This is a genomic window from Pseudomonas sp. EA_105y_Pfl2_R69 (assembly GCF_963970915.1).
Classification (GTDB): domain Bacteria; phylum Pseudomonadota; class Gammaproteobacteria; order Pseudomonadales; family Pseudomonadaceae; genus Aquipseudomonas.
The window spans coordinates 11773-34430 of the sequence record NZ_CAXAOO010000001.1 but is presented as its reverse complement, the minus strand read 5'-3'; the positions used below and the strand labels follow the sequence as shown (position 1 = coordinate 34430).

At 62.2% G+C, this 22658-nt stretch carries 17 protein-coding genes; 8 read left to right on the top strand and 9 right to left on the bottom strand.

All coding sequences use genetic code 11. The annotated features are described in order from the left end of the window. The first annotated feature begins 7 nt into the window (after positions 1-7). From AACY13_RS00135 to AACY13_RS00120, 4 genes are read left to right on the top strand one after another with little or no spacing between them, the layout of a single operon-like run. Positions 8-1018, top strand: coding sequence for a serine/threonine-protein kinase (locus tag AACY13_RS00135; RefSeq protein WP_339458205.1), 1011 nt, complete (start codon positions 8-10; stop codon positions 1016-1018). A 44-nt stretch (positions 1019-1062) separates the two neighbouring features. Next, a complete protein-coding gene (gene tssI, locus AACY13_RS00130; protein ID WP_339458203.1) occupies positions 1063-3543 on the top strand; it encodes a type VI secretion system Vgr family protein in 2481 nt (826 codons plus the stop codon). Positions 3544-3549: 6 nt separating this feature from the next. After that, positions 3550-6786, top strand: a complete 3237-nt coding sequence (locus AACY13_RS00125) for a phospholipase D-like domain-containing protein (protein ID WP_339458201.1) — start codon at positions 3550-3552, stop codon at positions 6784-6786. After that, positions 6783-7910: a T6SS immunity protein Tli4 family protein gene (locus AACY13_RS00120; protein ID WP_339458200.1), complete on the top strand. Its 1128-nt coding sequence runs from the start codon at positions 6783-6785 to the stop codon at positions 7908-7910. The genes AACY13_RS00125 and AACY13_RS00120 overlap by 4 nt, the downstream gene beginning before the upstream one ends. A 261-nt stretch (positions 7911-8171) precedes the next feature. On the opposite strand, the gene AACY13_RS00115 is transcribed toward AACY13_RS00120, so the two are convergent. The 5 genes from AACY13_RS00115 to purE all read right to left on the bottom strand — a co-directional run bounded on the left by AACY13_RS00115 (position 8172) and on the right by purE (position 11062). Continuing rightward, positions 8172-8708 carry a DUF3299 domain-containing protein gene (locus tag AACY13_RS00115; RefSeq protein ID WP_339458199.1) on the bottom strand — a complete coding sequence of 179 codons (537 nt, stop codon included), beginning with the start codon at positions 8706-8708 and terminating at the stop codon, positions 8172-8174. Positions 8709-8743: 35 nt separating this feature from the next. Further along, entirely contained in the window at positions 8744-8989 is a 246-nt protein-coding gene (locus tag AACY13_RS00110; RefSeq protein ID WP_339458197.1) for a GlsB/YeaQ/YmgE family stress response membrane protein, read from the bottom strand. Between the two features lie 90 nt (positions 8990-9079). After that, positions 9080-9388 (bottom strand): hypothetical protein, encoded by a 309-nt coding sequence (locus tag AACY13_RS00105; protein ID WP_339458195.1) that lies wholly within the window; start codon positions 9386-9388, stop codon positions 9080-9082. A 97-nt stretch (positions 9389-9485) separates the two neighbouring features. Next, positions 9486-10571 (bottom strand): 5-(carboxyamino)imidazole ribonucleotide synthase, encoded by a 1086-nt coding sequence (locus tag AACY13_RS00100; RefSeq protein ID WP_339458194.1) that lies wholly within the window; start codon positions 10569-10571, stop codon positions 9486-9488. Continuing rightward, a complete protein-coding gene (gene purE, locus AACY13_RS00095) occupies positions 10571-11062 on the bottom strand; it encodes a 5-(carboxyamino)imidazole ribonucleotide mutase (protein WP_339458193.1) in 492 nt (163 codons plus the stop codon). Before purE ends, AACY13_RS00100 begins: the two co-directional genes overlap by 1 nt. A 268-nt stretch (positions 11063-11330) precedes the next feature. Between purE and AACY13_RS00090 the strand changes: the two genes are divergently transcribed. Together AACY13_RS00090 and AACY13_RS00085 are read left to right on the top strand one after the other, a co-directional pair. Then, positions 11331-12125: a hypothetical protein gene (locus AACY13_RS00090; RefSeq protein ID WP_339458192.1), complete on the top strand. Its 795-nt coding sequence runs from the start codon at positions 11331-11333 to the stop codon at positions 12123-12125. Between the two features lie 101 nt (positions 12126-12226). Next, the gene (locus tag AACY13_RS00085; protein ID WP_339458191.1) at positions 12227-13219 is read left to right on the top strand and encodes an AraC family transcriptional regulator; all 993 of its coding nucleotides are present in this window, start codon (positions 12227-12229) and stop codon (positions 13217-13219) included. Positions 13220-13387: 168 nt separating this feature from the next. Here the strand turns inward: AACY13_RS00085 and AACY13_RS00080 are convergent, their stop codons facing one another. The 4 genes from AACY13_RS00080 to AACY13_RS00065 all read right to left on the bottom strand — a co-directional run bounded on the left by AACY13_RS00080 (position 13388) and on the right by AACY13_RS00065 (position 19210). After that, positions 13388-15013 carry a long-chain fatty acid--CoA ligase gene (locus tag AACY13_RS00080; protein WP_339458190.1) on the bottom strand — a complete coding sequence of 542 codons (1626 nt, stop codon included), beginning with the start codon at positions 15011-15013 and terminating at the stop codon, positions 13388-13390. 147 nt (positions 15014-15160) lie between these two features. Continuing rightward, positions 15161-16528, bottom strand: a complete 1368-nt coding sequence (locus tag AACY13_RS00075; RefSeq protein ID WP_339458188.1) for a DUF1329 domain-containing protein — start codon at positions 16526-16528, stop codon at positions 15161-15163. Positions 16529-16550: 22 nt separating this feature from the next. Next, the gene (locus AACY13_RS00070) at positions 16551-18329 is read right to left on the bottom strand and encodes a DUF1302 domain-containing protein (RefSeq protein WP_339458187.1); all 1779 of its coding nucleotides are present in this window, start codon (positions 18327-18329) and stop codon (positions 16551-16553) included. Positions 18330-18388: 59 nt separating this feature from the next. Continuing rightward, the gene (locus AACY13_RS00065) at positions 18389-19210 is read right to left on the bottom strand and encodes an SDR family oxidoreductase (protein WP_339458185.1); all 822 of its coding nucleotides are present in this window, start codon (positions 19208-19210) and stop codon (positions 18389-18391) included. A gap of 623 nt (positions 19211-19833) precedes the next feature. Between AACY13_RS00065 and AACY13_RS00060 the strand changes: the two genes are divergently transcribed. Beyond that, on the top strand, positions 19834-20715 hold the full coding sequence (locus AACY13_RS00060) for a transporter (RefSeq protein ID WP_339458183.1): 882 nt from the start codon (positions 19834-19836) through the stop codon (positions 20713-20715). A gap of 63 nt (positions 20716-20778) precedes the next feature. Continuing rightward, a complete protein-coding gene (locus AACY13_RS00055; RefSeq protein WP_339458182.1) occupies positions 20779-22569 on the top strand; it encodes an alpha/beta hydrolase family protein in 1791 nt (596 codons plus the stop codon). Positions 22570-22658 lie beyond the last annotated feature (89 nt).

The window sequence follows — 22658 nt, the reverse complement described above, 5'->3', positions numbered from 1 at the left end:
GCCGAGGATGAGTGAACGTCTGCGCGACGACAGCGTGCCAGTCGGCAGCGAAGCCAGCGATCTGACCTATTTCGCCCTCGCCGCCACCGCCGCCAGACCTTCGCCAAAGGCCACGGCGCAAACGCCGCGGCCGGTGCTCAGCGAACTGCCGGAAGTACTCGGCGGGCGCTACAGGATCGAACGCCTGATCGGCGTCGGCGGCATGGGTGCGGTGTATCGCGCCCGCGACCTGCTGCGCGAACAGTTCGGTGACCCCGAGCCCTATGTGGCGCTGAAAACCCTCAGCGACGACTTCGCCGAATACCCCGACGCCAACTCGCTGATGTACAGCGAGTTCGCCCTTACCGCGCGGCTCAACCACCCCAATGTGGTGCGGCTGTTCAGCTTCGAGGTGGACGTGCCGAGCCAGCGCGCCTTCCTTATCCTCGAACTGCTCAAGGGCCTGACCCTCGACCAACTGCTCGTGGAGCGGCCCACAGGTATGCCCTGGGCCGAGCTGCAGGGTATCGCCCTGCCGCTGCTCGAGGCCCTGAGCTATTCGCACAGCCTCGGCGTGCTGCACGGCGACCTCAAGCCGAGCAATGTGATGCTCGCCGAAGACGGCCTGCGCCTGTTCGATTATGGTCTCGGCCAGCCGGTGGAAGGCCTGCTGCCCGGCCTGCCACGGCTGTGCCGCAATCGCTTCAGCGCCTGGACGCCGCGCTACGCCGCGCTGGAACTGCTCGACGGCGCGCCACTGAGCGCCGCCGCCGATATCTATGCCCTGGCCTGCGTGCTGTATGAACTGGCCAGCGGCCGCCATCCGTTCCGCCGCCTCAGCGCCAAACAGGCCAAGGCCATGGAACTGGATAAGCAGCTGCAACGCCCGGAACAATTGCCGGCGCACTGCTGGCCGGCCTTGCGTGGCGCTCTGGCTTTCGACGAGGCGCAGCGCAGCACGGGCTGCGCAGAGCTGCTGACGGCGTTTCGCCGCCCGCCACCCGGGCGCTGGCAACGCTGGCTGGGTCTTGGCCAGTAGCCATACGCGGCATCAATGGATGATCTTTTTACAAGGAAATCAGCATGTTCAACCCGGCCAATGAAACCCACTTCAGCCTGACCATCGAAGGCCTCGAACACGACCTGCAAGTGCTCGAATTCAGCGGTCGCGAGGCGATCAGCCAACCCTATCGCTTCGAGCTGGAGTTGATCAGCGAGCGGCCGGACCTCGACCTGCAAAGCCTGCTGCACCAACCGGCCTTTCTCGCCTTCACCCCAGACGGGCTGGGCGTGCATGGCTTGATCTACCAGGTCGGCCAAGGCGAGTCCGGCAAACGCCTGACCCGCTACAAAATCTCCCTGGTGCCACAGCTCAGCTACCTGACCCACCGCAGCAACCAGCGCATCTTCCAGCACCTCACGGTGCCGCAGATAGTTGCGCAGGTGCTCGAAGAGCACGGCATCCAGGCCAACGCCTACCAGTTCCAGCTCGGCCCGACGGTCTATCCCCAGCGCGACTACTGCGTGCAGTACGACGAGACGGACCTGCACTTTCTCCAGCGTCTGTGCGAGGAAGAAGGTATCCACTACCACTTCCAGCACAGCGAGCAGGGCCATGTGCTGGTCTTCGGCGACGACCAGAGCGCCTTCGGCAAACTCGGCCAGCCCACCGCCTACCTGCAGGACAACGGCATGACCGCCGACGAGCCGGTGATCAAGCGCTTCGCCGTGCGCCTGGAAACCCGCACCAGCCGCACCACCCGCCGCGATTACGATTTCGAACAACCGCGCCTGCTGATGGAAGCAGCCTTCAAGGAGGATCGTGACCCCGAGGCCAAACCGCTGCCGGACCTGGAAGACTACGACTACCCCGGCCGCTACACCGACCGCACGCGCGGCAAACACCTGAGCCAACGCCACCTCGAACGCCACCGCGCCGACTACCGCCTGGCTGAAGGCCGTGGCGATCAGCCGAAGCTGCTCAGCGGCCACTTCCTCGAACTCTCCGACCACCCACGCCAGGACTACAACGACCTCTGGCTGCTGCACGAAGTCACCCACCACGGAAAACAACCGCAAGTGCTGGAAGAGTCCATCACCGACGCCTCGCTCCCCTCTCCCCCCGGGAGAGGGGCTGGGGGTGAGGGTGGCCCAGACAACGCGGATTTCCACCAGGGCTACCGCAACCGCTTCACCGCCACCCCCTGGGACGTCCCCTTCCGCCCGCCCCTGGCGCACCCCAAACCGCGCGTGCTCGGCAGCCAGAGCGCGGTGGTCACCGGCCCCGCCGGCGAAGAGATCCATTGCGACGAATACGGCCGAATCAAGGTGCAGTTCTTCTGGGACCGTGAGGGCCAGGCGGACGACAAGACCAGCTGCTGGCTGCGCGTCGCCAACAGCTGGGCCGGTGATGGCTACGGCGGCATCGCCATTCCGCGCATCGGCATGGAAGTGCTGGTCACCTTCCTCGAAGGCGACCCCGACCAGCCGCTGGTCACCGGCTGCCTGTACCACGCCGAACACCTCGTGCCCTACGACCTGCCCGCGAACAAAACCCGCAGCCTGTTCAAGACCCTCAGCAGCCCCGGTGGTGGTGGCTATAACGAACTGCGCATCGAGGACAAGAAAGGTGCCGAGCAGATCTACCTGCACGCCGAGCGCGACTGGGACGAAAACATCGAGCATGACCAGAAGATCCGTGTCGGCTTTGAGCGCCACGACACCGTCGAGGCCAACAGCTACACCGAGCTCAAAGCCGAAGAACACCTGACCGTCAAAGCCGAGCGCAAAGTCGAAGTCAAACCCGACGACCACCTCACAGTCGGCCAAAACCAACACATCAAGCTCGGTACCGCCCAACTGACCAAAGCCGGCCGCGAGATCCACCTCAAAGCCGGGCAAAAAATGGTCATCGAAGCCGGCGTCGAACTGACCCTAAAAGCCGGCGGCAGCTTTATCAAACTCGACCCCGGCGGCATCACCCTGGTCGGCCCACAAGCCAAAATCAACGCCGGCGGCGCACCGGGTAAAGGCTCGGGTATAGCAGTCCTGATGCCTGTAATACCTTTACCTGCAGATATGGATAAGGCCGGCGCGTTGCTAGATCGCGCAACACTAGGAGTAGTGCCAGCGCCAGACGCCATAGAGCCGCGCGAGTATCTGTTCAATATCCAATTGCAGGATGTCCCGGGAGATGAGGGTTTTCCTCTAGCCCATACTCCCTGGCGCATTCTAGAGGGCGATGACGATAAGGTTTTGCTAGAGGGTGAAACCGATGAGCAGGGTCATGTTCTACTCGATGACAAGCAGCAAAAGACCCTATCGAGCGCTTACTGCAAAGCGCCCAGAAGCCTGTGGCTGGCCTATCCAGGCCAATGCGTAGCACTACGCCTGCACTTGGAAAGACAGGGATGGGATGCCGAACAGCATGCCCTGGGAGCCCTGGACTTCCGTGACTGTTTAACCCGCAATCAGGAAAGCAATGCATTGCTGCAACATGAACGCAGCAAGCAGGACAGTCTCTGCAGTACCGACCTCTATACCCACCTTCAATCCAAGGAATGATTGGCCATGGCGACTAACCCTGCCTACAACGGTGTACGCGAAAAGGAACTGAACCAGATCAACACACAGGATGGCAAAGCCTGTGTGGCGTATTCCGCGCCAGACTTCTTCATTAACGGACAGAACCTGTTTGCCCCCAAACGCACCGGCAATAACGTACGTTTCTTCACCACTGGCGAGGACTATTTCAAAGACGTGGCCGCGGCAATAGATCAGGCCAGCAGTAGCATTTTCATCACGGGTTGGCAGGTTAACTATGACGTGTTGCTGGATGGCAAGCGCAGCCTCTGGCAATGCCTGCACCAGGCGCTGAAGAATAAGCCTGCGTTGAAAGTCTATGTCATGCCGTGGCTAAGCCCATCAGGTAGCGTGGGCACCTATGACTTCGAGACCATGCTGGCAATCTTCCAGCTCAATGCCGGTCTTAGCGATGGTGCCCGAGCCTTCTGTACTCCGGCCATTCAGCAGAGCGACATGCAGGGGCTCGGAGTAGCCTTTTCCCATCACCAGAAGTCCGTGGTGATCGACAACCGTATTGGCTATGTCGGCGGCATCGACCTCGCCTACGGACGACGCGACGACAACAACTTCAGCCTCGACGCCAGCAAACGGCAAGGTAATGACGCCTACAACCCTGGGCTACCGAAACTCGGCTGGATGGATCTGGACAAACACGTCAGCTCGATGGGCCTGATGATGGCGACGCTGTTTGACCTGTCCACACCGGTGACGGGCTCAGACCTTATCCCGCTCAGTAGAAGCACGGCGCTAAATGGTGTGACCTACATTGCGGACCTCTTCCGCAGCCCTCCACACCCTGTTCTGCAAGGGCTGATTCGCGCCAAGAACAGCGCCATGGAAAACCTCGACGAAGGCTTTGAGCAGCTTAGCGTGGCCCAGCGTCAGATGATGGGCAAAAGCATTCAGACGATGGCCAGGCTGATTGGCGACAACCTCGATAACGTCCCGATGACAGAGGAGCTGAAGCTGCAATTGCAAGACTGGCTGCGCGAGCTACAGGAGGCGGGGGGCAATCTCTACGAATCGTTACGCATCAAGAGCATCGAGTTGATCAGCCAATGGATGAGCCAGACCGACCTCGGGAGAGTGGTGTCTGTTCTCAGCGGCAAAAGCTTCGAGGACATTCCAGGCGTCTACCGTGAGAGCACCAATGAGTTGGCCAGTTCGATGCTCTGGTTTATCTATCATCTCTTGCAGGAGCGTTCGGAGGGGCACTTGGCCCCTTATCCCTATCTGCATGAAACACCACAACCACTTGCGTCCCCGGACAATGGCCGCCTGGCCGACGACCAACCGCGTATGCCCTGGCAGGATGTGCACTGCCGCATCGAAGGCCCATCGGTCTACGATGTAGCGCGTAATTTCATCGAGCGCTGGAACGGTCAGCAAGCCTATCTCGCTGACACGCCAGCCCTGCAGGACACTACTCTGGTGCGCAACCTGCTGGAGGCCGTGGTGCAGTGGCTCAATGATTTAGCCAGCGATACGGGCCTGGATCGATTGGGCTTCGGCATCAAGGTCAGTAATAGCCCGCGCTTGAACTTTCCCACACCCCGCCCTGTTTGGATAAATGCCGCCGGGCAGTTGCCCCAAGCCCCAACCGTCACACCGGGCGGGATGAGCGTACAGGTGCTGCGCAGCGCCGCCAGCCGGATGGTCCAACAGGAACAGGTCGGCCGGCAGCGTACCGGTATCCACCTACCACTACCGCCCGGCATCGATAACGTGGGCGTACAGACAAACTGCAAGGCGGCTATGCACCAGGCCATCTCCAGTGCCCAGCACTTTATCTATATCGAGAACCAGTTTTTTCAGAGTGCCTATGGGGACGAGGGAGAACTGAATCCTTTAGTCCCGCTATCTGGCCCGATGGCCAGCCTGCGCGACCCCGCCAGCCTGCGCCAGGACTTCGTCGCCCGTGTACGGTTACACGAGGCCTTGGAGGCCGAGGATATCTGGCAACTGGACTGGAAAGAGGTCGACGCCATCGCCCAAGAACCCAGCATGGAAGCCCGTGCCTTTCTGAAAGGCATGCTGGCCATGTGGGGCGTCAACGCCCAAGGCTGGTTCACCCATAAACTGGGGGAGGGACAAACTGGCTTGCTCAACGATATCAGCGAGGCGCTGGCCAATCGGATTGGCCGTGCCATCGATGAGAAGCTGCCGTTCCATGTCTATATGATCTTGCCGGTTCACCCGGAGGGCGCGCTGAATGTCCTGAATATCATGCATCAGGTCAGCCTGACCATGCAGAGCTTGGTATTTGGCGAGCACAGCCTGATCCGGCGTATCCAGCGGCGTATGGCGCTACGTGAGTTGCTGGATCGGAAAGTCAGCCGTGAAGAGGCACTCCAGGTTATCGAACGCCTAGACTCGGACAACCGTCCCGTCTACGAGCAACAGGACTGGACCCGCTACCTAACCCTACTCAACCTGCGCACCTGGGAAATGCTTGGAGGGCGCGTGGTTACCGAGCAGATCTACGTGCACAGCAAGCTGCTGATCGCCGACGACCGGGTGGCTATTCTCGGCAGCGCCAATATCAACGACCGTAGCCTGCAAGGCGAGCGCGACTCGGAACTGGCGGTCATAGTGCGCGACAGCACACCCGTACAAACCTCGCTTGATGGCAAATGCCAGCATACGGTCAGCAAGGCTATCCACCAATTACGGGTAGATCTCTGGAAGAAACACTTCGGTATCGGGTTACCGAAAACATCATCCGTTACGGCCGCTACTCACTTGGAGAAGTATCTTAAACAGCCAGCGGCGGAGAAAACTTGGCGGGCGATACAGAAACGTGCAGCAGCCAACAGCCGGGCATTTAACCGCGCATTCGACTTTATCCCGCAAAATATCAGTCAAGTGCAGCCACACAAAACGCCGGACTTGAAGGAATTTAAAAAGACAGGCTTCCCCGCCTCCACCTGGCCTACCTGGGCCTACCGTGATCTGGACGACCTGCGCCGGGGCGGTGAACTGATGGAGCCGATGCCACACGAAGAACGATTCTGGCGTTCAAATACTCTGGCTGCGGTCAAGTCCTTCGCGCCTCCAGTGGGGGTTCAGGGCTTTATCTGCGCCTTGCCAACCAACTGGACACGGGGGGAAAACAATGACTCCGGCATCAACCTGACAATCCTGGCTCAGTTGTTTGAGCAGTCCGATCAGACGTTCGCCGATGCTGGTGGCATGCACGTAGAAGGAACCCGCCGCACATGAAAACGATATTCCAGTACCTAAGCCTTAGCCTGCTGATCCCTGCCGGTATGGCGCTGGCTGACGCGTCGCGTCAGGAGTGCATTGGGCGCATGACATTCGATGTGCCGGAGGAGATGCAATGGGCCACATTCCACGCTGAGTACACTAACCGCATTTCAAAGGGTGGCGGACATGGATTTGGCCTGAAAGTCGGCGCGAAGGGGGACAACGCCAGCTATGACTATGACGGCCTGGTTCTCTATGTCAGCGATATTGTCGAGCGCTCGAAGTTTGAGGGTGCCGCGAAATATATAAAGGGAACGGCAAGGCTCTATCAAAAGCAGTTAGAAGAAGATCTCGAGATCGATAAATTCCGTCTGAAAGAGTTGCCTAGCCTTGGATATGGGCAAAAGGAGATTTCCGAGCTTGAGGCTGACATAAGAGAAATAGAACGAAAAATCCCACTTATGCAAGTCCATGAGCACGACCTAGGCATTCCCGACGCCTACTTTTTGGGAGACAGTGTTTCCCCTAGCGAGGCCCTGCTCTGGCGCAATAACCGAGTGTACTACTTCACCTTCGGCAAGGCAGGGCCCGACTCTGTCGAGCGTATCAAGGCGCTGATGGCCCGCTTCCAGCCACGCGAACTCTACGAAGTACCCAAAGGCCCAGGCTTCTGCTTCCCCTACGGTTTTATCGCCGACGAGGGCAAAACCGCCTACAGCATCAAAAACAGCCTGCGCTTTACCCGCACCCCCAATGTCATCTTCACTCTGGTCGCCGCGTCTGCGAACGACCCCTGGCAGACCAAGCCCACCACCGGCACCTACGACACCGACTACCGTCCAGGTTACGACGGCAACAAGTGGACAAAAACCTCGTTTATCGAGCGCCTGTACTTGGGCAAGCGCCTGGCCGGCCTGGAAGGCTGGCGCCTCGATCCCAAACCCGGCTCCGCGGAACAGGAGCGTGCCTGGTTCGCCCTGGCCCACAGAGGCGGCACGCGGTCGCCGCTGCTCGCGGTGCAGATGTTCACCTTCCAGCAGGGCACCGATGACTTGAAAGACCTGACACCACCACCCGAAGAGGTCATTCCACGCTTCAAGGTATTGAGCGAGAGCATCGAACAAACCCTGGCGAAGTAGCCGAGATTAATGAAGAAGACTTGGACTACCCTGCTCCGATAGACATCCCCGGCCTAGGCTTGGTGGCGGTTGGAGGCAATGCCTGGCAGTCGACGCCCTCGACCAGGCTGCCCAGGAGGTTAGCCTCCCGACAGTTTTTGAGTTAGTTCTTTACCACCAGCGGCCCATGGCGCGTTGCTGCGTAACGGAAAACGGACAGGCACTGCCTATCGAGTGCGGAGCAATCAAAAGCGCTTTCACCCCCAAACCGAGGGCTGCGAATCAAAGATCGCTTTCCACCACCACCCTAACCACCCCCGCCTCCAGCGCATAGGCCGCATCAGCCAGCTCATTGTTGACCTGTTCGATCTTCAGCGTGCCGCTGACCCAGAGCGGGGCGTAGATGTCCTCGAGTTCGATGCCTTTGGGGTAGCGCACCAGCACCAGCTGGTTGGGTGGCGGCGGTGGGACGTGGATACAGGCACCGGGGTATGGCACCAGGAAGAACAGGGTGCTGCGGCCGGCAGCGTCGGTTTCCAGAGGAACCGGGTAGCCGCCCAGGCGGATCTGTTTGCCGTCGAAGGCGGGGACGGTTTTGCTGGAATACATCACCGCGGGGAGGTCGGCGGTCTGCTGTTTGAGGCCGCCAGGGGTATAGAAGCCGCTCTCCATTTCCGCGCCTTCATGGCTGATTTCCGGCATGGCTTCCAGGGCCAGACGGTCTTCTTCAGGCATCAGGTCGAGCCAGTCGGTTTCCGGCAGTTCGGCGCAGGCCAGGCTGCTTATCAGCACAAGGGGCAGCAACAACAGATGGCGCATGGACAGGCTCACGGTCGCAGGGGGCTCGGGGCGGGTCAGTTCTTTTTGATTGCGCCGTAGATTACCAGCAAAACCATCGCCCCGATTACGGCCCCGAGAAAGCCTGCCGTCTGGCCCGGCTGGTAGAGCCCCAGGGCCTGACCGCCGTAAGTGGCGGCAATGGCTCCGCCGATACCGAGCAGGATGGTCATGATCCAGCCCATGCTGTCATCGCCAGGTTTGAGAAAGCGTGCGATCAGGCCCACGATCAGGCCGATAAGAATGGTGCCGATAATGCTCATGCCGAGGCTCTCCGCAGTGGGGATAGGGTGTACTGAAGTTACCGCTGATCAGACCGCTCAAGCGCCAGGCCGTTCACCCAGGTGCCCGAGCTACTCCACGCTGTCCGGCCGAGCCACGCCATAGCGGTTGTAGATCAGGGCGATTTCGCCGCTGTCGCGCATCTGCCGCAGTTGCCACGCCAGTTGCTCGTACAGGGCCTGTTTCTGGCCCAGATAGAGGCGCAGGGAGGCACCGTAGTAATTGCCGATCGACTGCTCGTACTGGTACTCGGCATAGCTGTAGTCGCTGAAACCGATCTTGTGGAACTGCGCTTCGATGGCCGCAGTACCTCGATCAGTGGCCCGACAGGCAGGGCGTCGGGCGCTCAGGGTAATCGGCGCGCAACAGCTGTTCGGCATGGCAGAGCGGCGGGTACAGCAAACACAGCAGAAGCAGGTACTTTATGACGAAGCTCTGTGCATGAACGTACGCAAGAGCTTAGTCACAAAGCGCGCGTCAGCCCTTGGCGATCAGGGCTTCGACGGCAGCGATCTGCTGGTCCAGGGTGGCGCGGTCAGCACAGCGCAGGGTGGCATGACCGACCTTGCGGCCGACCTTGAAGGCCTTGCCGTAGTGGTGCAGATGGCAGTCGTCGATGGCAATGACCTGCTCCACCGGCGGTACCGTACCGATAAAGTTGAGCATCGCGCTCTCGCCGACCTTGGCGGTCGAGCCCAGGGGCAGGCCGGCCACGGCACGCAGGTGGTTCTCGAACTGGCTGCACTCGGCCCCTTCGATGGTCCAGTGCCCGGAGTTGTGCACCCGCGGGGCGATCTCGTTGGCCTTGAGGCCGCCGTCGACTTCGAAGAATTCGAAGGCCATCACCCCGACATAGCCGAGCTTGCTCAGCACCCGACCGACATAGTCTTCAGCCAGGCCCTGCAGCGGGTGATCGCTGCTGGCGATGGACAGCGCCAGGATGCCGCTGTCGTGGCGGTTGTGCACCAGCGGGTAGAAGCGCGTTTCGCCATCGCGGGCGCGCACCGCCACCAGCGACACTTCACCGGTGAAAGGTACGAAGCCTTCGAGGATGCAGGGCACGCTGCCCAGCTCGGCAAAGGCACCGACTACATCGGAAGCAGCACGCAGGACCTTCTGGCCCTTGCCGTCGTAACCCAGGGTCCGGGTCTTGAGCACCGCCGGCAGGCCGATGGATGCGGCCGCGGCGTCGAGGTCGGCCTGCGACTGGATATCGGCGAACTCGGGCGTGGGGATGCCCAGGTCCTTGAACATCGACTTCTCGAACCAGCGGTCGCGGGCGATACGCAGGGACTCGGCGCAGGGGTAGACCGGCACGAACTGGGAGAGAAAGGCCACGGTCTCGGCCGGCACGCTTTCGAACTCGAAGGTCACCAGGTCGACTTCATCGGCCAGCTGGCGCAGATGGTCCTGGTCGCCGTAGTCGGCCCGGATATGCTCGCCGAGCGCCTGAGCGCAGGCATCCGGAGCCGGGTCGAGGAAGGCGAAATTCATCCCCAGCGGGGTGCCGGCCAGGGCCAACATGCGACCCAGTTGGCCGCCACCTATTACGCCGATCTTCATTACGCGTCCCTCGGGTCCGGATTATCCAGCACGGTCTCGGTCTGCTCCTGGCGGAACTGCTTGAGACGCGCATGGAACTGCGGGTGCTGGTGGCCGAGGATGCTCGCGGCCAGCAACGCGGCGTTGACCGCGCCGGCCTTGCCGATGGCCAGGGTGGCGACCGGAATACCGGCCGGCATCTGCACGATCGACAGCAACGAGTCGACCCCCGAGAGTACCGCCGACTGCACCGGCACGCCGAGTACCGGCAGATGGGTCTTGGCCGCGCACATGCCCGGCAGATGCGCCGCGCCGCCGGCACCGGCGATGATCACCTGGATGCCGCGCTCTTCAGCCTGTTCAGCGTACTGAAACAGCAGGTCCGGGGTGCGGTGGGCGGACACCACCTTGACCTCATAGGGAATGCCCAGCTTGTCCAGCATCTCGGCGGTGTGGCTAAGGGTGGACCAATCGGACTTGGAGCCCATGATCACGCCAACCAGTGCGCTCATCGTCGTGCCTCTCATTCATGCGCCCGTTGGCGCGACAAAAACCAACAAGCCACGCGGGAGAACCGGCGTGGCTTGTGTGCGACTTATAGCCGGGTACAACCGGCCAAAGGCCGCGCAGTATACCGCAAAGCCTGGGCTGGCGAGCACCCCGGGCAACCGTTTGTCGAGGTGCATGCCGTCGGGCGAGCCACGCGGCCTGGCAGCGGCCATGACCCATCCCGGCGGCCTGGTTATACTCGGCGCTCCACCACTTACCAAGGACGCTCCCATGACAAGGCTGTCGCTACTGCTCGCTGCTTCACTGTTTGCCCTCAACGCCAGCGCCCTCGAGCTGGCCAAGTACCCGCAAGTGTTCGATGCCGGCAAAGGCATCAGCGTTATCGTTGCACCCAGCAGCGATAGCAAGCAGGCGCTGGTCCAGGTCAGCGGCATCAACCACCCGCTGGACGAAGTGGTACTGCTCACCACGATCAAAGACCGTGGCAACGATGAGCTCAGCTACAGCACTACCCTCAATGGCAGCGCCTCCAACCTGCTGGTCAAGCGCCAGGGCTGGGGTGGCGAGCGCTTCCAGCTCTATCTGCCAGACACCGAGGGTTTCGAACTGGGCTTCGACGAAGCCAAGAGCAAGGCCGCCAAACCGACCGCCCTGCTGGCGCTCTACGAACAGCAGAAGAACAAGGGCATTCAAGACAAGCTGAGCCGCTTCGACCGCGAGCAGCGCGTGACCGACTTCAGCGCGCAACTGCAGCAGATCGACCAGCAGGCCTCGAATAGCTGTGGCACGCCACTGACCACCGCGGTGGATTGGCAAGCCATCGAAGACGACCAGTTGCAGCGCCTCGGCGTGCCGAGCTTCTGCGGCGAAGTGGTGCGCCAGATGGCCAACCTGTGTGAGAACAGCGCGGCGTTCAAAGCCCAGGCCGAGCAGCTGAAAACCGTGCAGTGCAGTTTTGGCGCACAACTCAAACTGCGCGAGGGCGATGCAGGTCTGGTGTTCACCACCCACGAAAAAGCCCCCAACCAGGGCGACTTTATCAGCGCCTTCCTGCGCAACCGCTAGGTCTGGCCTAGTCGCAGGGGCCCGGATACCCCGGCCCCCTGCATTGCCGCGGCATAGTTCTTGCGTCATTCGGGCATTCCGAACTGTTGCGGTTATCCCCGATGTTGCATGCCCACCTGACCACCCTGCACGTGGTGTCCCTGATTCTCGACCTGTTCGCCGAGCAGCCCGCCCTGACCGAGCGACTGCTGGCCGACAGCGGCATCGCCGCGGCCGACCTGGGCTGCGCCGACACCCGCATCACCCGCACCCAGGAATTGCAGGTGTGCGCCAACGCCCTGTTGCTGCGCAACGACCTGGGCCTGGAACTGGGCCGGCGCATGCATATCACGGCCTATGGCATGGTTGGTTACGCCGCCCTCTCCAGTGCCACCTTTGGTGACGCCTGGCGGCTGATGCTGCAGTACCCGGCCCTGCTCGGCACCTATTTCAGGCTGGACCTGCAGGTGGAAGGCGAACTGGCCTGGGTCAGCGCCGACGACTATCGGCATGCCGCCGCCCTGGAAGTGTTCAACCTGGAGATGTGCCTGGCCTCGCTCAAGCTGATCTGCGACGACCTGCTCGGCCAGCGCCTGGAACTGAGCGCCGCGCAGTTCCGCTATGCCGAACCGGCCTACAGCGCCCGCTACCCCCTGAGCTTCGCCTGCCCGCTGCAGTTCAATGCCCGGCGCAACGCCTTCGCCTTCCCCGCCGCCTGGCTGGACAAGCGCCTGCCCCTGGCCGACCCGGTGACCCACCGCGAGATGCTCGCCCGCTGCCGCAAGCAGAACGCCGAATTCACCACCCGCCAGGCCTGGCTGGCGCGGGTACGCCAGTTGCTGGCCACGCAACTGAGCGCGCCACCGGGGCTGGAACTGCTGGCCCAGCAACTGCACTGCTCGCCGCGTACCCTGCGGCGGCATCTGCAGGAGCTCGGCACCCACTACCAGGAGCTGCTCGACGAGCTGCGCTTCGAACAGGCCAAGACCCTGCTCGGCCAGGAGGACTGGCCGATCTGCCGGATTGCCGAATACCTGGGCTTCAGCGAAACCGCCAGCTTCCGCCATGCCTTCCAGCGCTGGAGTGGGGTACCGCCGAGTCGTTTCCGCGCTTAGGCGCGCAGCAACTCCACTTAGGAAGTGGTGCCATCGGACTTGAATAAAAAAACGCGACACCTCTGCAGGATGTCGCGCACACGCTCAACTGTTATGCCGGTTCAGCCTCGAAATTGCTCGGTCAGCCGCCCATGGCGGCGCGCGGCGGTGCACGCCCAACTACCGGGCTTACGACTCGCTCGCCTCGGGCCACTGGTAGTGGGCGTAGCGCTCGCGCAGGAGTTTTTTGCTGACCTTACCGGTGGCGGTATGGGGTATTTCGACCACCACCTCGGTGGCGTCCGGGCACCACCATTTCGGCACCTTGCCTTGCAGGAAGGCGCGCAGCGCCTGATGGCTGGGCGGCGCATCCGCCGCCGTGGGCACTATTACCAGCAGCGGCCGTTCGCTCCAGCGCTCATGGGGCGCGCCAATCACCGCCGCCTCCAGAACCTGGGGGTGAGCCATGATGGCGTTCTCGATCTCGACCGAGCAGATCCATTCGCCGCCGGTCTTGATCATGTCCTTGGTGCGGTCGGTGATCTGCATATAGTGGCGACTGTCGAGGGTCGCCACATCGCCGGTGTCGAACCAGTCGTCCATGCCCTCCTGGCCGAAATAACCGCTGCGCACCCAGGGCCCGCGCACCTGCAATGCCCCCGCCGCCACGCCGTCCCGCGGCAGCAGCTGGCCCTGCTCGTCGACAATGCGCATCTCCACGCCGAACAGCACCCGGCCGGACTTGAGCAACTGCCGGTGGCGCTGCCCCTCGTCCAGCTCGGCATACCAGCTCTGGTAGCGGTTGTAGCTGCCCATGGGGTTCAGCTCGGTCATGCCCCAGCCGTTCTCCAGCGCCACCCCCTGCTCGGCCAGGGCCTGGATCAGGGTCAGGGGGCAGGCCGCGCCGCCGGACACCGCGCGTTTCAGGCTCGGCACGCTGCGGCCGCTGTCCTGTAAATGCTTGGCGATGCTGATCCAGAGCGTGGGCACGCCCAGGGAGAAGCTGACCGACTCGCGGTTGATCAGCTGCACCATGGCCTCGGCATCGGCGACCTTGGGCCCAGGCAGCACCAGCTTGGCCCCCACCATGGCGGCGTTGTACGGCATGCCCCAGGCGCTGACATGGAACATCGGCACCAGCGGCATGACCACATCCACGGCCCGCAGGCCGACGTTGTCCGCCATATTCTGCGACATGCCGTGCAGCACGGTACTGCGGTGGCTGGTAAGCACACCCTTGGGGTTGCCCGTGGTGCCGGAGGTGTAGCACAGGCCGCTGGCCCGGCCCTCGTCCAGATCGGGCCAGACGTAGCTGTCCGCCTCCCTGGCCAACAGGGCTTCGTAGCTCAGCAGGTTGGGCAGGCGGCTGGCCGGCAGCGCGGCCGTATCGCACAGGGCAACGTAGGTTTTGACGCAGGCGAATTCGCCGTGCAACTCCTCAATCAGGGGGATGAACTGCGGGTCGATAAACAGCACTTCATCCTCGGCATGCTGAATGATGTAGCTGATCTGCTCGGGAAACAGCTTGGGGTTGATGGTGTGGCAGATCCGCCCCGAACAGGGCACGGCATAGTGCAGTTCGAAATGCCGGTGGTCGTTCCACGCCAGCGTCCCAACGCGGGCCTCGGGGCCAACCGCCAGGCGATCCAGGGCGTTGGCCAGCCGCCGCACCCGGGTGAAGGCCTCGGCGTAGCTGTAACGGTGCAGCGCGCCGTCGGCAAACAGCGAGACGATCTCGCGCGTGCCGGCAAGCTGCTCGGCATGGCGCATGATCGCGGTGATATTCAGGTTGAACTTCATCATCAAACCTTGCACGACTGACCTCCGGGGTTCAGATGTGGGATGGCCGTGCCAGGGGGCCGCTGTGGCAAGCCACAAGCGACCCGCGGGGCACCAGCACAGAGAAAGACGCGCAGGCGGGCCCGAATTCAGGCCCGGACCCGCGCGCGGTGACGGCCAGGCTTAGCGCACCCCGGCCTGGCGCAGGGCGGCCGGGGTGTAGTCGCGCTCCGCGGCGGTATGGCTGAAGTCGTAGGCGTGCTTCTCCTCGTTCTTCATACCCAGCGCCAGGTAGCGACCCGACAGCAGGTCATACAGGGTTTCCACCGTGTACCAGGGCACCTGCTTGTCGTAGTAGTACTGGGCATGCGCCTCGGCGACGCGCCAGAGGGTGCCGCGACCGTCGTAGTGATCGATGGCGGCCGCCTGCCAGGTGTCCTCGTCGAGATAGAAGTCGCGCTTGGCATAGATATGCCGCTCGCCGTCCTTCAATGTGGCCACCACATGCCAGACCCGGTGCAGTTCGTAACGGGTCAGGTCCTGGTTGATATGGCCGGGTTTGATGATGTCGCTGTACTTGAGTTGCGGCGAATCCAGACGGTAGCTGTTGTAGGGGATATAGATTTCCTTCTTGCCGACCAACTTCCAGTCGTAACGATCCGGCGCACCGTTGTAGAGGTCGAAGTTATCGGTGGTGCGCATGCCGTCGGAGGCGGTGCCCGGACCGTCGTAGGCCACCTGCGGGGCGCGCCTTACACGGCGCTGGCCGGCGTTATAGACCCAGGCCATGCGCGGCTCCTTGACCTGATCGATGGTCTCGTGGACCAGCAGCACGTTACCGGCCAGCCGCGAAGGCGCGGTCACCCGCTGCTTGAAGTAGAACAGCACGTTGCCATCCTGGCCGACGCTGCCGTTCTTCACGTTCTTCGGGAAGGTGAATTCATCCTGGAAGTACACCAGGCTGTAGGTGCCATTGGCCTGGGGCGTGGCCTGGGTGACCAGGCGTTTCACGCTGCCGCCGCGGTAACGGGTGATGTGATTCCAGATGGCCTCCAGGCCGCTTTGCGGAATCGGGAAGGGAATGGCGCTTTCGAAACTCTCCAGGCCGTTGCCCCCGGCGACCAACTGGGTGCGGGTGGCGTTGCGCTTCACCGCGGCCAGCACATCGGCGGGCAGCCCGGCGCTGCGGTGGCTGGGAAACACCGGGATCCGGTAGCTGTCCGGGTAGCGCTTGAACAGCGCCTGCTGGCCGGGCGTCAGGCGCTCTTGGTACTGCGCCGCATTCTGCGCGGTGATGGTGAACAGCGGCGCTTCGTCGGCGAACGGATCGGCCAGGAAGCCATTGGCGTCCGCCGTCCCGGCGGTGGCTGGCAGGCCTCCGTTCCAGGCCGGGATGGAGCCGTCGGCGTTGCCGGCCAGCTCCGCGCCCACCGGCGTCAGCGTCGTACCCAGTTTGCCGGCCTCTTCGGGGGTTACCGCGGCCATGACTGCGCAGGCCAGCAGCGAGAGTGCCAGCGCGCCGCCTTGGGTCAGAATTTTTATTGTTTTCATCGGAATAACCTTTCTCGATCGCCTAGAAGTTGATGCCGAAACTGAGCGCAACGAAGTCGCGATCGGTGACGGTGTTGTAGTCGCCGCCGAAGAAATCGGTGTAGCTGAGGCTGGCGTTATAGGTGTTCTGGTAGGCGGCGCTAAGGCCGAGGCTGATGGCCTTGCTGCCCTCGTCGAAGTTCGGCCCGTAGCCGGCCACGTCATGCGACCAGGCCAGACTCGGGGTCAGGCTGACCCCGGCAAACACGTTGCTGTACTCCAGGCTGGCGCGGGCGCGGTAGCCCCAGGAATGGCTGGTGAAGAAGCCCTGGTCGTTGCACTCGTCCGGGTTGGCCGAGTTGAAGGCGCGGCAGGTGGCCTGCGAGGACAGCTGTCCGGCCCCGAAGACCGCGTTGCGGCCGAAGCGCAGCTCGCCGACGTCGTCGTCGATGCCATTGATATGGTTGTAACCGACCTCGCCCAGCAGGGTCAGACGGCTCGCCCCCAGGACCCGGTCGATAAACTGCACGGCGGTGACCTGCGCCTGGGTTACCGCGCGGCGGTCGTAGCCATGCAGGTCGCTGCCGGGGGCGTTCTGCCCATGGCCGGACTCGAACACCGGCGAAACCGCCAGGCCGAGCGCGCCGAAGACCAGATCGGTGGTGTTGATCTGCAGCGGCATATTCGGCCGGTGGCTGACTTCGCCGGACAGCGAGGTGCTGCCCACTGTGGTCTGGAAGCTCAGGCCATACAGGCGGATATCCTCCGGGTACTCGATAAAGTAACCGGCCGTCGGTGCCGCCCCGACGTAACCCAGGCCGGCGGGATTGGCCGCCGTAGTACGGGTGGTGCTGAATACCGGGCCGCGGCTGTGGTAGTTCAGGGCATAGAGACCGAACTCGGTGTCGTTCAGCTCCTTGGCGAACCAGCGCAACGCCAGACCGAACTGACCGCCGTCGCGGGCATCGCGGTCGCCGCCGCGCGGCAGATAGAAGTTGTTGCCGCTGGCCGGGCCGCTGTTGTCGGACAGGCCGGGAGGAAGATCGGGGCCGGCGACCACCATGCGGTCATCGCAACCGTCGGCGATCACGTCGGTGGAGAAGAAGGTGCCGCAGTTGTCGAGGATGGTCTGGTCCCACTCCAGCTGGTAGAAGGCCTCCAAGCTCAGCGAATCGCTCAGGCTCTGCGACAGGTAAAGCATGTTGACCGGGATCAGGCCTTCCTTGATCTCCGCGCCGGGGCGGCGCAGCGCGGCGACATCGACCGGATTGATCGAGTTGATCGAGTTGCCGATAAAGGTGCTCTCGCCCCAGCTGACTACCTGCTTGCCGACCCGCACGCTGCCGGGCTGCTCGCCGAGGCTGTAGTTGTGATAGACAAAGGCATCGAGAATCTCCGCGCCAGAAGCCTGCGATGCCTCTTTGCGGTTGTGATCGTCGATGTCGTAGAACAACCGGCTCTCGTCCTTGGTTTCGAAGTCGTACCAGTACTTGCCACGCACGAACACGCCGCTGTCGCGGTACTTCAGCTCCAGGTCATGTACACCCTTGAAGATCTTCGAGAAGGTTTCGCCCTTCTTGAAGTTCAGCCGACCGTCGTCCGCGGTGCGCGACGAGGCTTTACCGCCGCTGGCCACACCGATGAAATCCGGGTCGGCACCGCGCACCGACCAACTGGCACCGATCGATAGCTGTGAGTCGAACTGGCCCTCAACCTCGCCGAGGTCGAAGGTGATGGCCTGCGCCTGGGCGCTACAGCCCAGGGCTATGGCTACGGCCAGCACCCGGGGGCGGAAAGCGGTATTTCTGCTTGTTATTGTCATGCGGCAGCACCGTTGTTTGTTGTTATGGGTGGAAGACGCGCGGCAACCCCGAGGGTTTGCTAGGCACTTTTCAGGGAGTCGAGCAGCATGTTGCCGAAGGGCAGCGAACCGGTATTGGACTGGCCGCCGTCGATCACCACGACCGTCCCGTTGAGGTAGCGCGCGGCCCCGCTGCAGAGGAACAAGGCGAGATCGGCGATCTCGTCGCGCTCCCCCGCCCGGCCCATGGGAATCCCCGCCAGCAGCCGCTCCCAGCTCGCGTCGCCGCCGGGGGCCAGGCGGTTCATGCCTTCGGTGTCGGCAACCGGTCCCGGGGCGATGGCGTTGCAGCGAATACCCTGGGCAGCCCATTCGATCGATAGCGTGCGCACCAGCATGTCGATACCCGCCTTGGCGGCGCACACATGGGCCTGGGTGGCCGTGGGCATCAGCGACTGCACGGCAGAGATCGCCAGCAGGTTCGAGCATTCAGGGCGCAGCAGCGGCAGCGCGGCGCGGAAGGTGTTGTAGGTGCCGATCAGGTCGATATCGATCACAGTGCGGAAGGCATTGGCCGACATCTGCGCGGCCTGTGCCACGAAGTTGCCCGCCGCCCCGGCGATACAGATATCGACGGGGCCGAACTGCTCCCGGGCCTGGGCGAAGGCCTCGGTCAAATGCTCGTAATGCCGCACATCGGCGGCGAACCCCGCAGCCCGCCCGCCCTGGGCCTGAATCTGCGCCGCCGCAGCCTGGCACTTGTCCAGGTTGCGGCCAATGATCGAGATGCTCGCCCCCTGCTGGGCGAAACGTTCGGCGATGCGCAGGTTAATCCCGCTCCCGGCTCCGGTGATGATGGCGTGCTGGCCCTTGAGCAAATCGCTGCTGAATACTGTTTTCACAAGAATCCCCTGTTGAATGATCAGCGCCGTCGGCTCGCCGCAGCAGCCCACGGACGGACTGCGGACGCTTCAGCTCGCGCTTCTCGAGACGCTGCTCGGCGTGGGGGAAATTTTAGGGAGACGGCGGTTTTCGCTCTATTCGGGTTAGAGCCGCTTCGAGGCCAGCACGGTGCAGCCACTGCCCGCCTGGCTACGCGCCTACGGGCGGCACTGCAGAATGCCGCACAGCCGTGACATATTCGGATACTGCGCGCCGCTGGAGGTTGCCAATGCACTGTGGCGATGCGGCCAGCGCCTTGATAAAGCGCGCCGCGAGCACGCCTGGGCACACCGCCAGCGGATTCCGCACGCCCTGCGCGGTGAGTTTTGCGGGATAAATCCGAATGAGTCACAGGGGTGTTACGCGCCGGCCCCAGTCGCAGGCCGTCACACGGCGTGGCATCTAAGCCGAATGGCTAGAAAGGCAATATCGCCATAACCTCATCACTGCAATAACTGCGTCTTCGGGCGTGGCTTATTTCGCAACATCGCTGAACTTTGGCCCCACGCACAGTGCAATAGAACTTGCACTGCCTGCCTGCACGCCACCACCGCTGACAATAATAAAAATGACGGAATATCTAATGACGAAACTATCTCGTGTTTTTCGCACTACGCTTTGCCCGCTGTTTGCACTGACACTGGTGCATTCGACCGCCCATGCAGTTCAACCCCGCGATTATATTCCCCTGCCCGCCGGCACGGCCGGCTTGCAGTTTCTGCATATACAGGGCTCGGGCAATGAGCTGTATCAGGATGGCAACAAGGTATCGGATGACTTCAATATAGATACCAATATCAATGTATTCCTACCGGTCTACTACTCCACGTTCTTTTCGATGCCCGCCATCGTCGAGGCCATTATTCCATTCGGCAGCGTCGAGATTGACGGTGCGGCGGTTGGCAATAACCACCTGTCCAGTTCCGGGCTGGCTGACCCGACCCTGCTACTGGGTTTCTGGCCAATTGCCGATGCGGACAACAAGACCTGGCTCGGCGTCAGCGGCTGGCTGACCGCTCCACTGGGCGACTATGACGCCGACCGGCCGCTCAATCTTGGTCGCAACCAATGGGCATTCAAGGCCCAGACGGGGCTGGTCAAGGGCTTCGGTGGCTTTGTCGCGGAGGTCATTCCTTCGGTGGAGGTGTATTCCAACAACAATGATTACGGTGCCGATGGCCATACCCTGAAGCGCGAGCCGCTGTATGCCGTGGAAACCCATCTAAGTTACGACGTGAATAGTTCGGTGATGGTTTCGCTGGATAACTTTTTCAGCCATGGCGGGGAAACCACACGCGCTGGCTATACCATCGATCCCGAGATCAATACCCACTCCATGCAATTGACTACACGCCTGGCACTCGCCCCAAATCAACTACTGCACTTTCAGTACCTGCGCGACCTCAGCGTGGAGAATGGGCCGAAAACCAGTCGTTTCAGTGTGCAATTCACCTACGGCTTCTAATTCGTCTTCCGCCCTCTATCCCGATAACCACCACACAAGTCAAATCGCCCAACGGGTCCAATCATGAAGAATGCGAAGTTACTCTTGCTCGGGTTGCTATTGGTGTTATTCGGCAGTTTCACTGCCTCGATAATTCAATCGAGCAACAACGCCATTAACGTCAATGAGATTATTGTCAGCGCCAAGAATGGTGCGCCGCTCAGCGCCCGGCTATTTATCCCCCCTAATGCCACGACGGAGAACCCCGCGCCGGCGGTGATCATCGCCCACGGCTATGTCAATCAGAAGGAGGTCATGGCCAATTTCAGTATCGAGTTCGCCCGCCGCGGCTACGTGGTCATTGCCCCTGATCTGTCCGGCCATGGTGGCTCCCAGGTCATCGACAACGATGGCAGCCGCGGAGTTGGCGACATCCTGCGCTACGCCCACACCCTGCCCTTCATCGACAAAGCCAATGTCGCCCTGGTGGGCCACTCGATGGGCGGCTGGTCGGCCGTAACCGCCGCCGTGGACAACCCCGAACTGGTCAGAACCCTGATCGTCGTCGGCTCCGCCCAGGGTGGGCACAAGGTCGACTTTATGCTCGGTGCGCCCTGGATACCCGACGACAGCCCCTTCAACTTCGGCGTGGAGTTCGGCCGCTACGACGAATTCGTCGCGATCAATTACTTCGACCAAAAGAAGGCCGTGGACTTCGTCAAAAGCCTCTGGCTGATGGGCCCCTTCCACACCGACGAGCCGGTCCAGCTGGGCCAGGTCTACGGCGACTTCGCCAAGGGTACCGGGCGCATGGCCACCCAGTCCGCCGAGACCCACGCCGGGGTGCATCAGTCGAAAACCGCCATCGCCAATGTCATCGGCATGCTCGACCTGTCCTCGCCCGCGCCCGTGCAACTGGCCGCGCAGGACCAGGTGTGGCCCTACAAGGAAGTGGCGACCGCCTGCGCCTATATCGGGCTGATCCTGTTTATGCTCGGGGTGCTGATCAAGGCGTTCTCGACCCCCTACTTCAGCAGCCTGATACAGCCGCGCAAGGTCCACCGGCCGCAGGCTGCGCTGGTCTATTTCACCAGCGTGGCGCTGATCATCGGTGCCGTCGCCTATTTGCTGGTACCCCTGCAGATGGCGGCGATGCAGCACCTCGGCGTCAACGAGCTGTTCCCCCTGCTGTTCGCCAACACCTCCCTGGTGTTCTTCGCCACGGTGCAGCTGAGCTTCCTCGGCCTGTTTTTCGTCTGGCACCTGTGCTTCGCAAAAAATCGCGGTGAAAGCCTGATCAGCTACGGCTTGTCCACCAGCACCGCCCAGCCCGAAGTGCGCTGGGGCTACCTGGTCAAGGCGCTCGGCATTGCCCTGCTTACCGTGTGCAGTGGCTATGTGCTGCTGACCTGGGTCTACAGCACCCTGAACGTGGATGTGCGTTGGTGGATGCTGCTGATCCGCCCCCTGGAAACACATCGGCTGGCCACGGCGGCGGCCTATGTGCTGCCATTCAGCGCAATATTCCTGGTCAACAACCTGCTGGCGTTTGGCTGGCTGAGGATGAAGGACTTCGGCAGCGCGCTGCGTACCGGGGTGATCTGGACCCTGGCAGTCTTTCTGGTTAACGCCCTGGGCGTGATGATCGTCATCACCGCGCAGATGGCCTCGCTGTACAGCACCGGCCAACCCTATATCGGCGAAGTCGGCTACGACACCCTGCTGGTGATTCTGGGCAATGGCTTTATCCCGCTGTTCGCCGTAACCAGCCTGATGTCCACCTACTGCCTGCTGCGCACGGGCAATATCTACACCGGCTCGCTGCTCAGCGGCCTGCTGGCGACCTGGATGGTGGTGTGTTACCAGCCTTACTGAATCGAGGCCAATGCTTAAGCGCTCGACCCGCTACACGGCGGGTCGAGCGCTTTGCTTATCAACATCTGATAACAATCTGCCGACTCGGC

Bases quoted from the DNA above. Each gene is read 5' to 3' on its own strand.
- AACY13_RS00135 (WP_339458205.1), top strand. From the start codon at position 8: ATGAGTGAACGTCTGCGCGACGACAGCGTGCCAGTCGGCAGCGAAGCC.
- tssI (WP_339458203.1), top strand. From the start codon at position 1,063: ATGTTCAACCCGGCCAATGAAACCCACTTCAGCCTGACCATCGAAGGC.
- AACY13_RS00125 (WP_339458201.1), top strand. From the start codon at position 3,550: ATGGCGACTAACCCTGCCTACAACGGTGTACGCGAAAAGGAACTGAAC.
- AACY13_RS00120 (WP_339458200.1), top strand. From the start codon at position 6,783: ATGAAAACGATATTCCAGTACCTAAGCCTTAGCCTGCTGATCCCTGCC.
- AACY13_RS00115 (WP_339458199.1), bottom strand. From the start codon at position 8,708: ATGCGCCATCTGTTGTTGCTGCCCCTTGTGCTGATAAGCAGCCTGGCC.
- AACY13_RS00110 (WP_339458197.1), bottom strand. From the start codon at position 8,989: ATGAGCATTATCGGCACCATTCTTATCGGCCTGATCGTGGGCCTGATC.
- AACY13_RS00105 (WP_339458195.1), bottom strand. From the start codon at position 9,388: ATGCCGAACAGCTGTTGCGCGCCGATTACCCTGAGCGCCCGACGCCCT.
- AACY13_RS00100 (WP_339458194.1), bottom strand. From the start codon at position 10,571: ATGAAGATCGGCGTAATAGGTGGCGGCCAACTGGGTCGCATGTTGGCC.
- purE (WP_339458193.1), bottom strand. From the start codon at position 11,062: ATGAGCGCACTGGTTGGCGTGATCATGGGCTCCAAGTCCGATTGGTCC.
- AACY13_RS00090 (WP_339458192.1), top strand. From the start codon at position 11,331: ATGACAAGGCTGTCGCTACTGCTCGCTGCTTCACTGTTTGCCCTCAAC.
- AACY13_RS00085 (WP_339458191.1), top strand. From the start codon at position 12,227: ATGTTGCATGCCCACCTGACCACCCTGCACGTGGTGTCCCTGATTCTC.
- AACY13_RS00075 (WP_339458188.1), bottom strand. From the start codon at position 16,528: ATGAAAACAATAAAAATTCTGACCCAAGGCGGCGCGCTGGCACTCTCG.
- AACY13_RS00070 (WP_339458187.1), bottom strand. From the start codon at position 18,329: ATGACAATAACAAGCAGAAATACCGCTTTCCGCCCCCGGGTGCTGGCC.
- AACY13_RS00060 (WP_339458183.1), top strand. From the start codon at position 19,834: ATGACGAAACTATCTCGTGTTTTTCGCACTACGCTTTGCCCGCTGTTT.
- AACY13_RS00055 (WP_339458182.1), top strand. From the start codon at position 20,779: ATGAAGAATGCGAAGTTACTCTTGCTCGGGTTGCTATTGGTGTTATTC.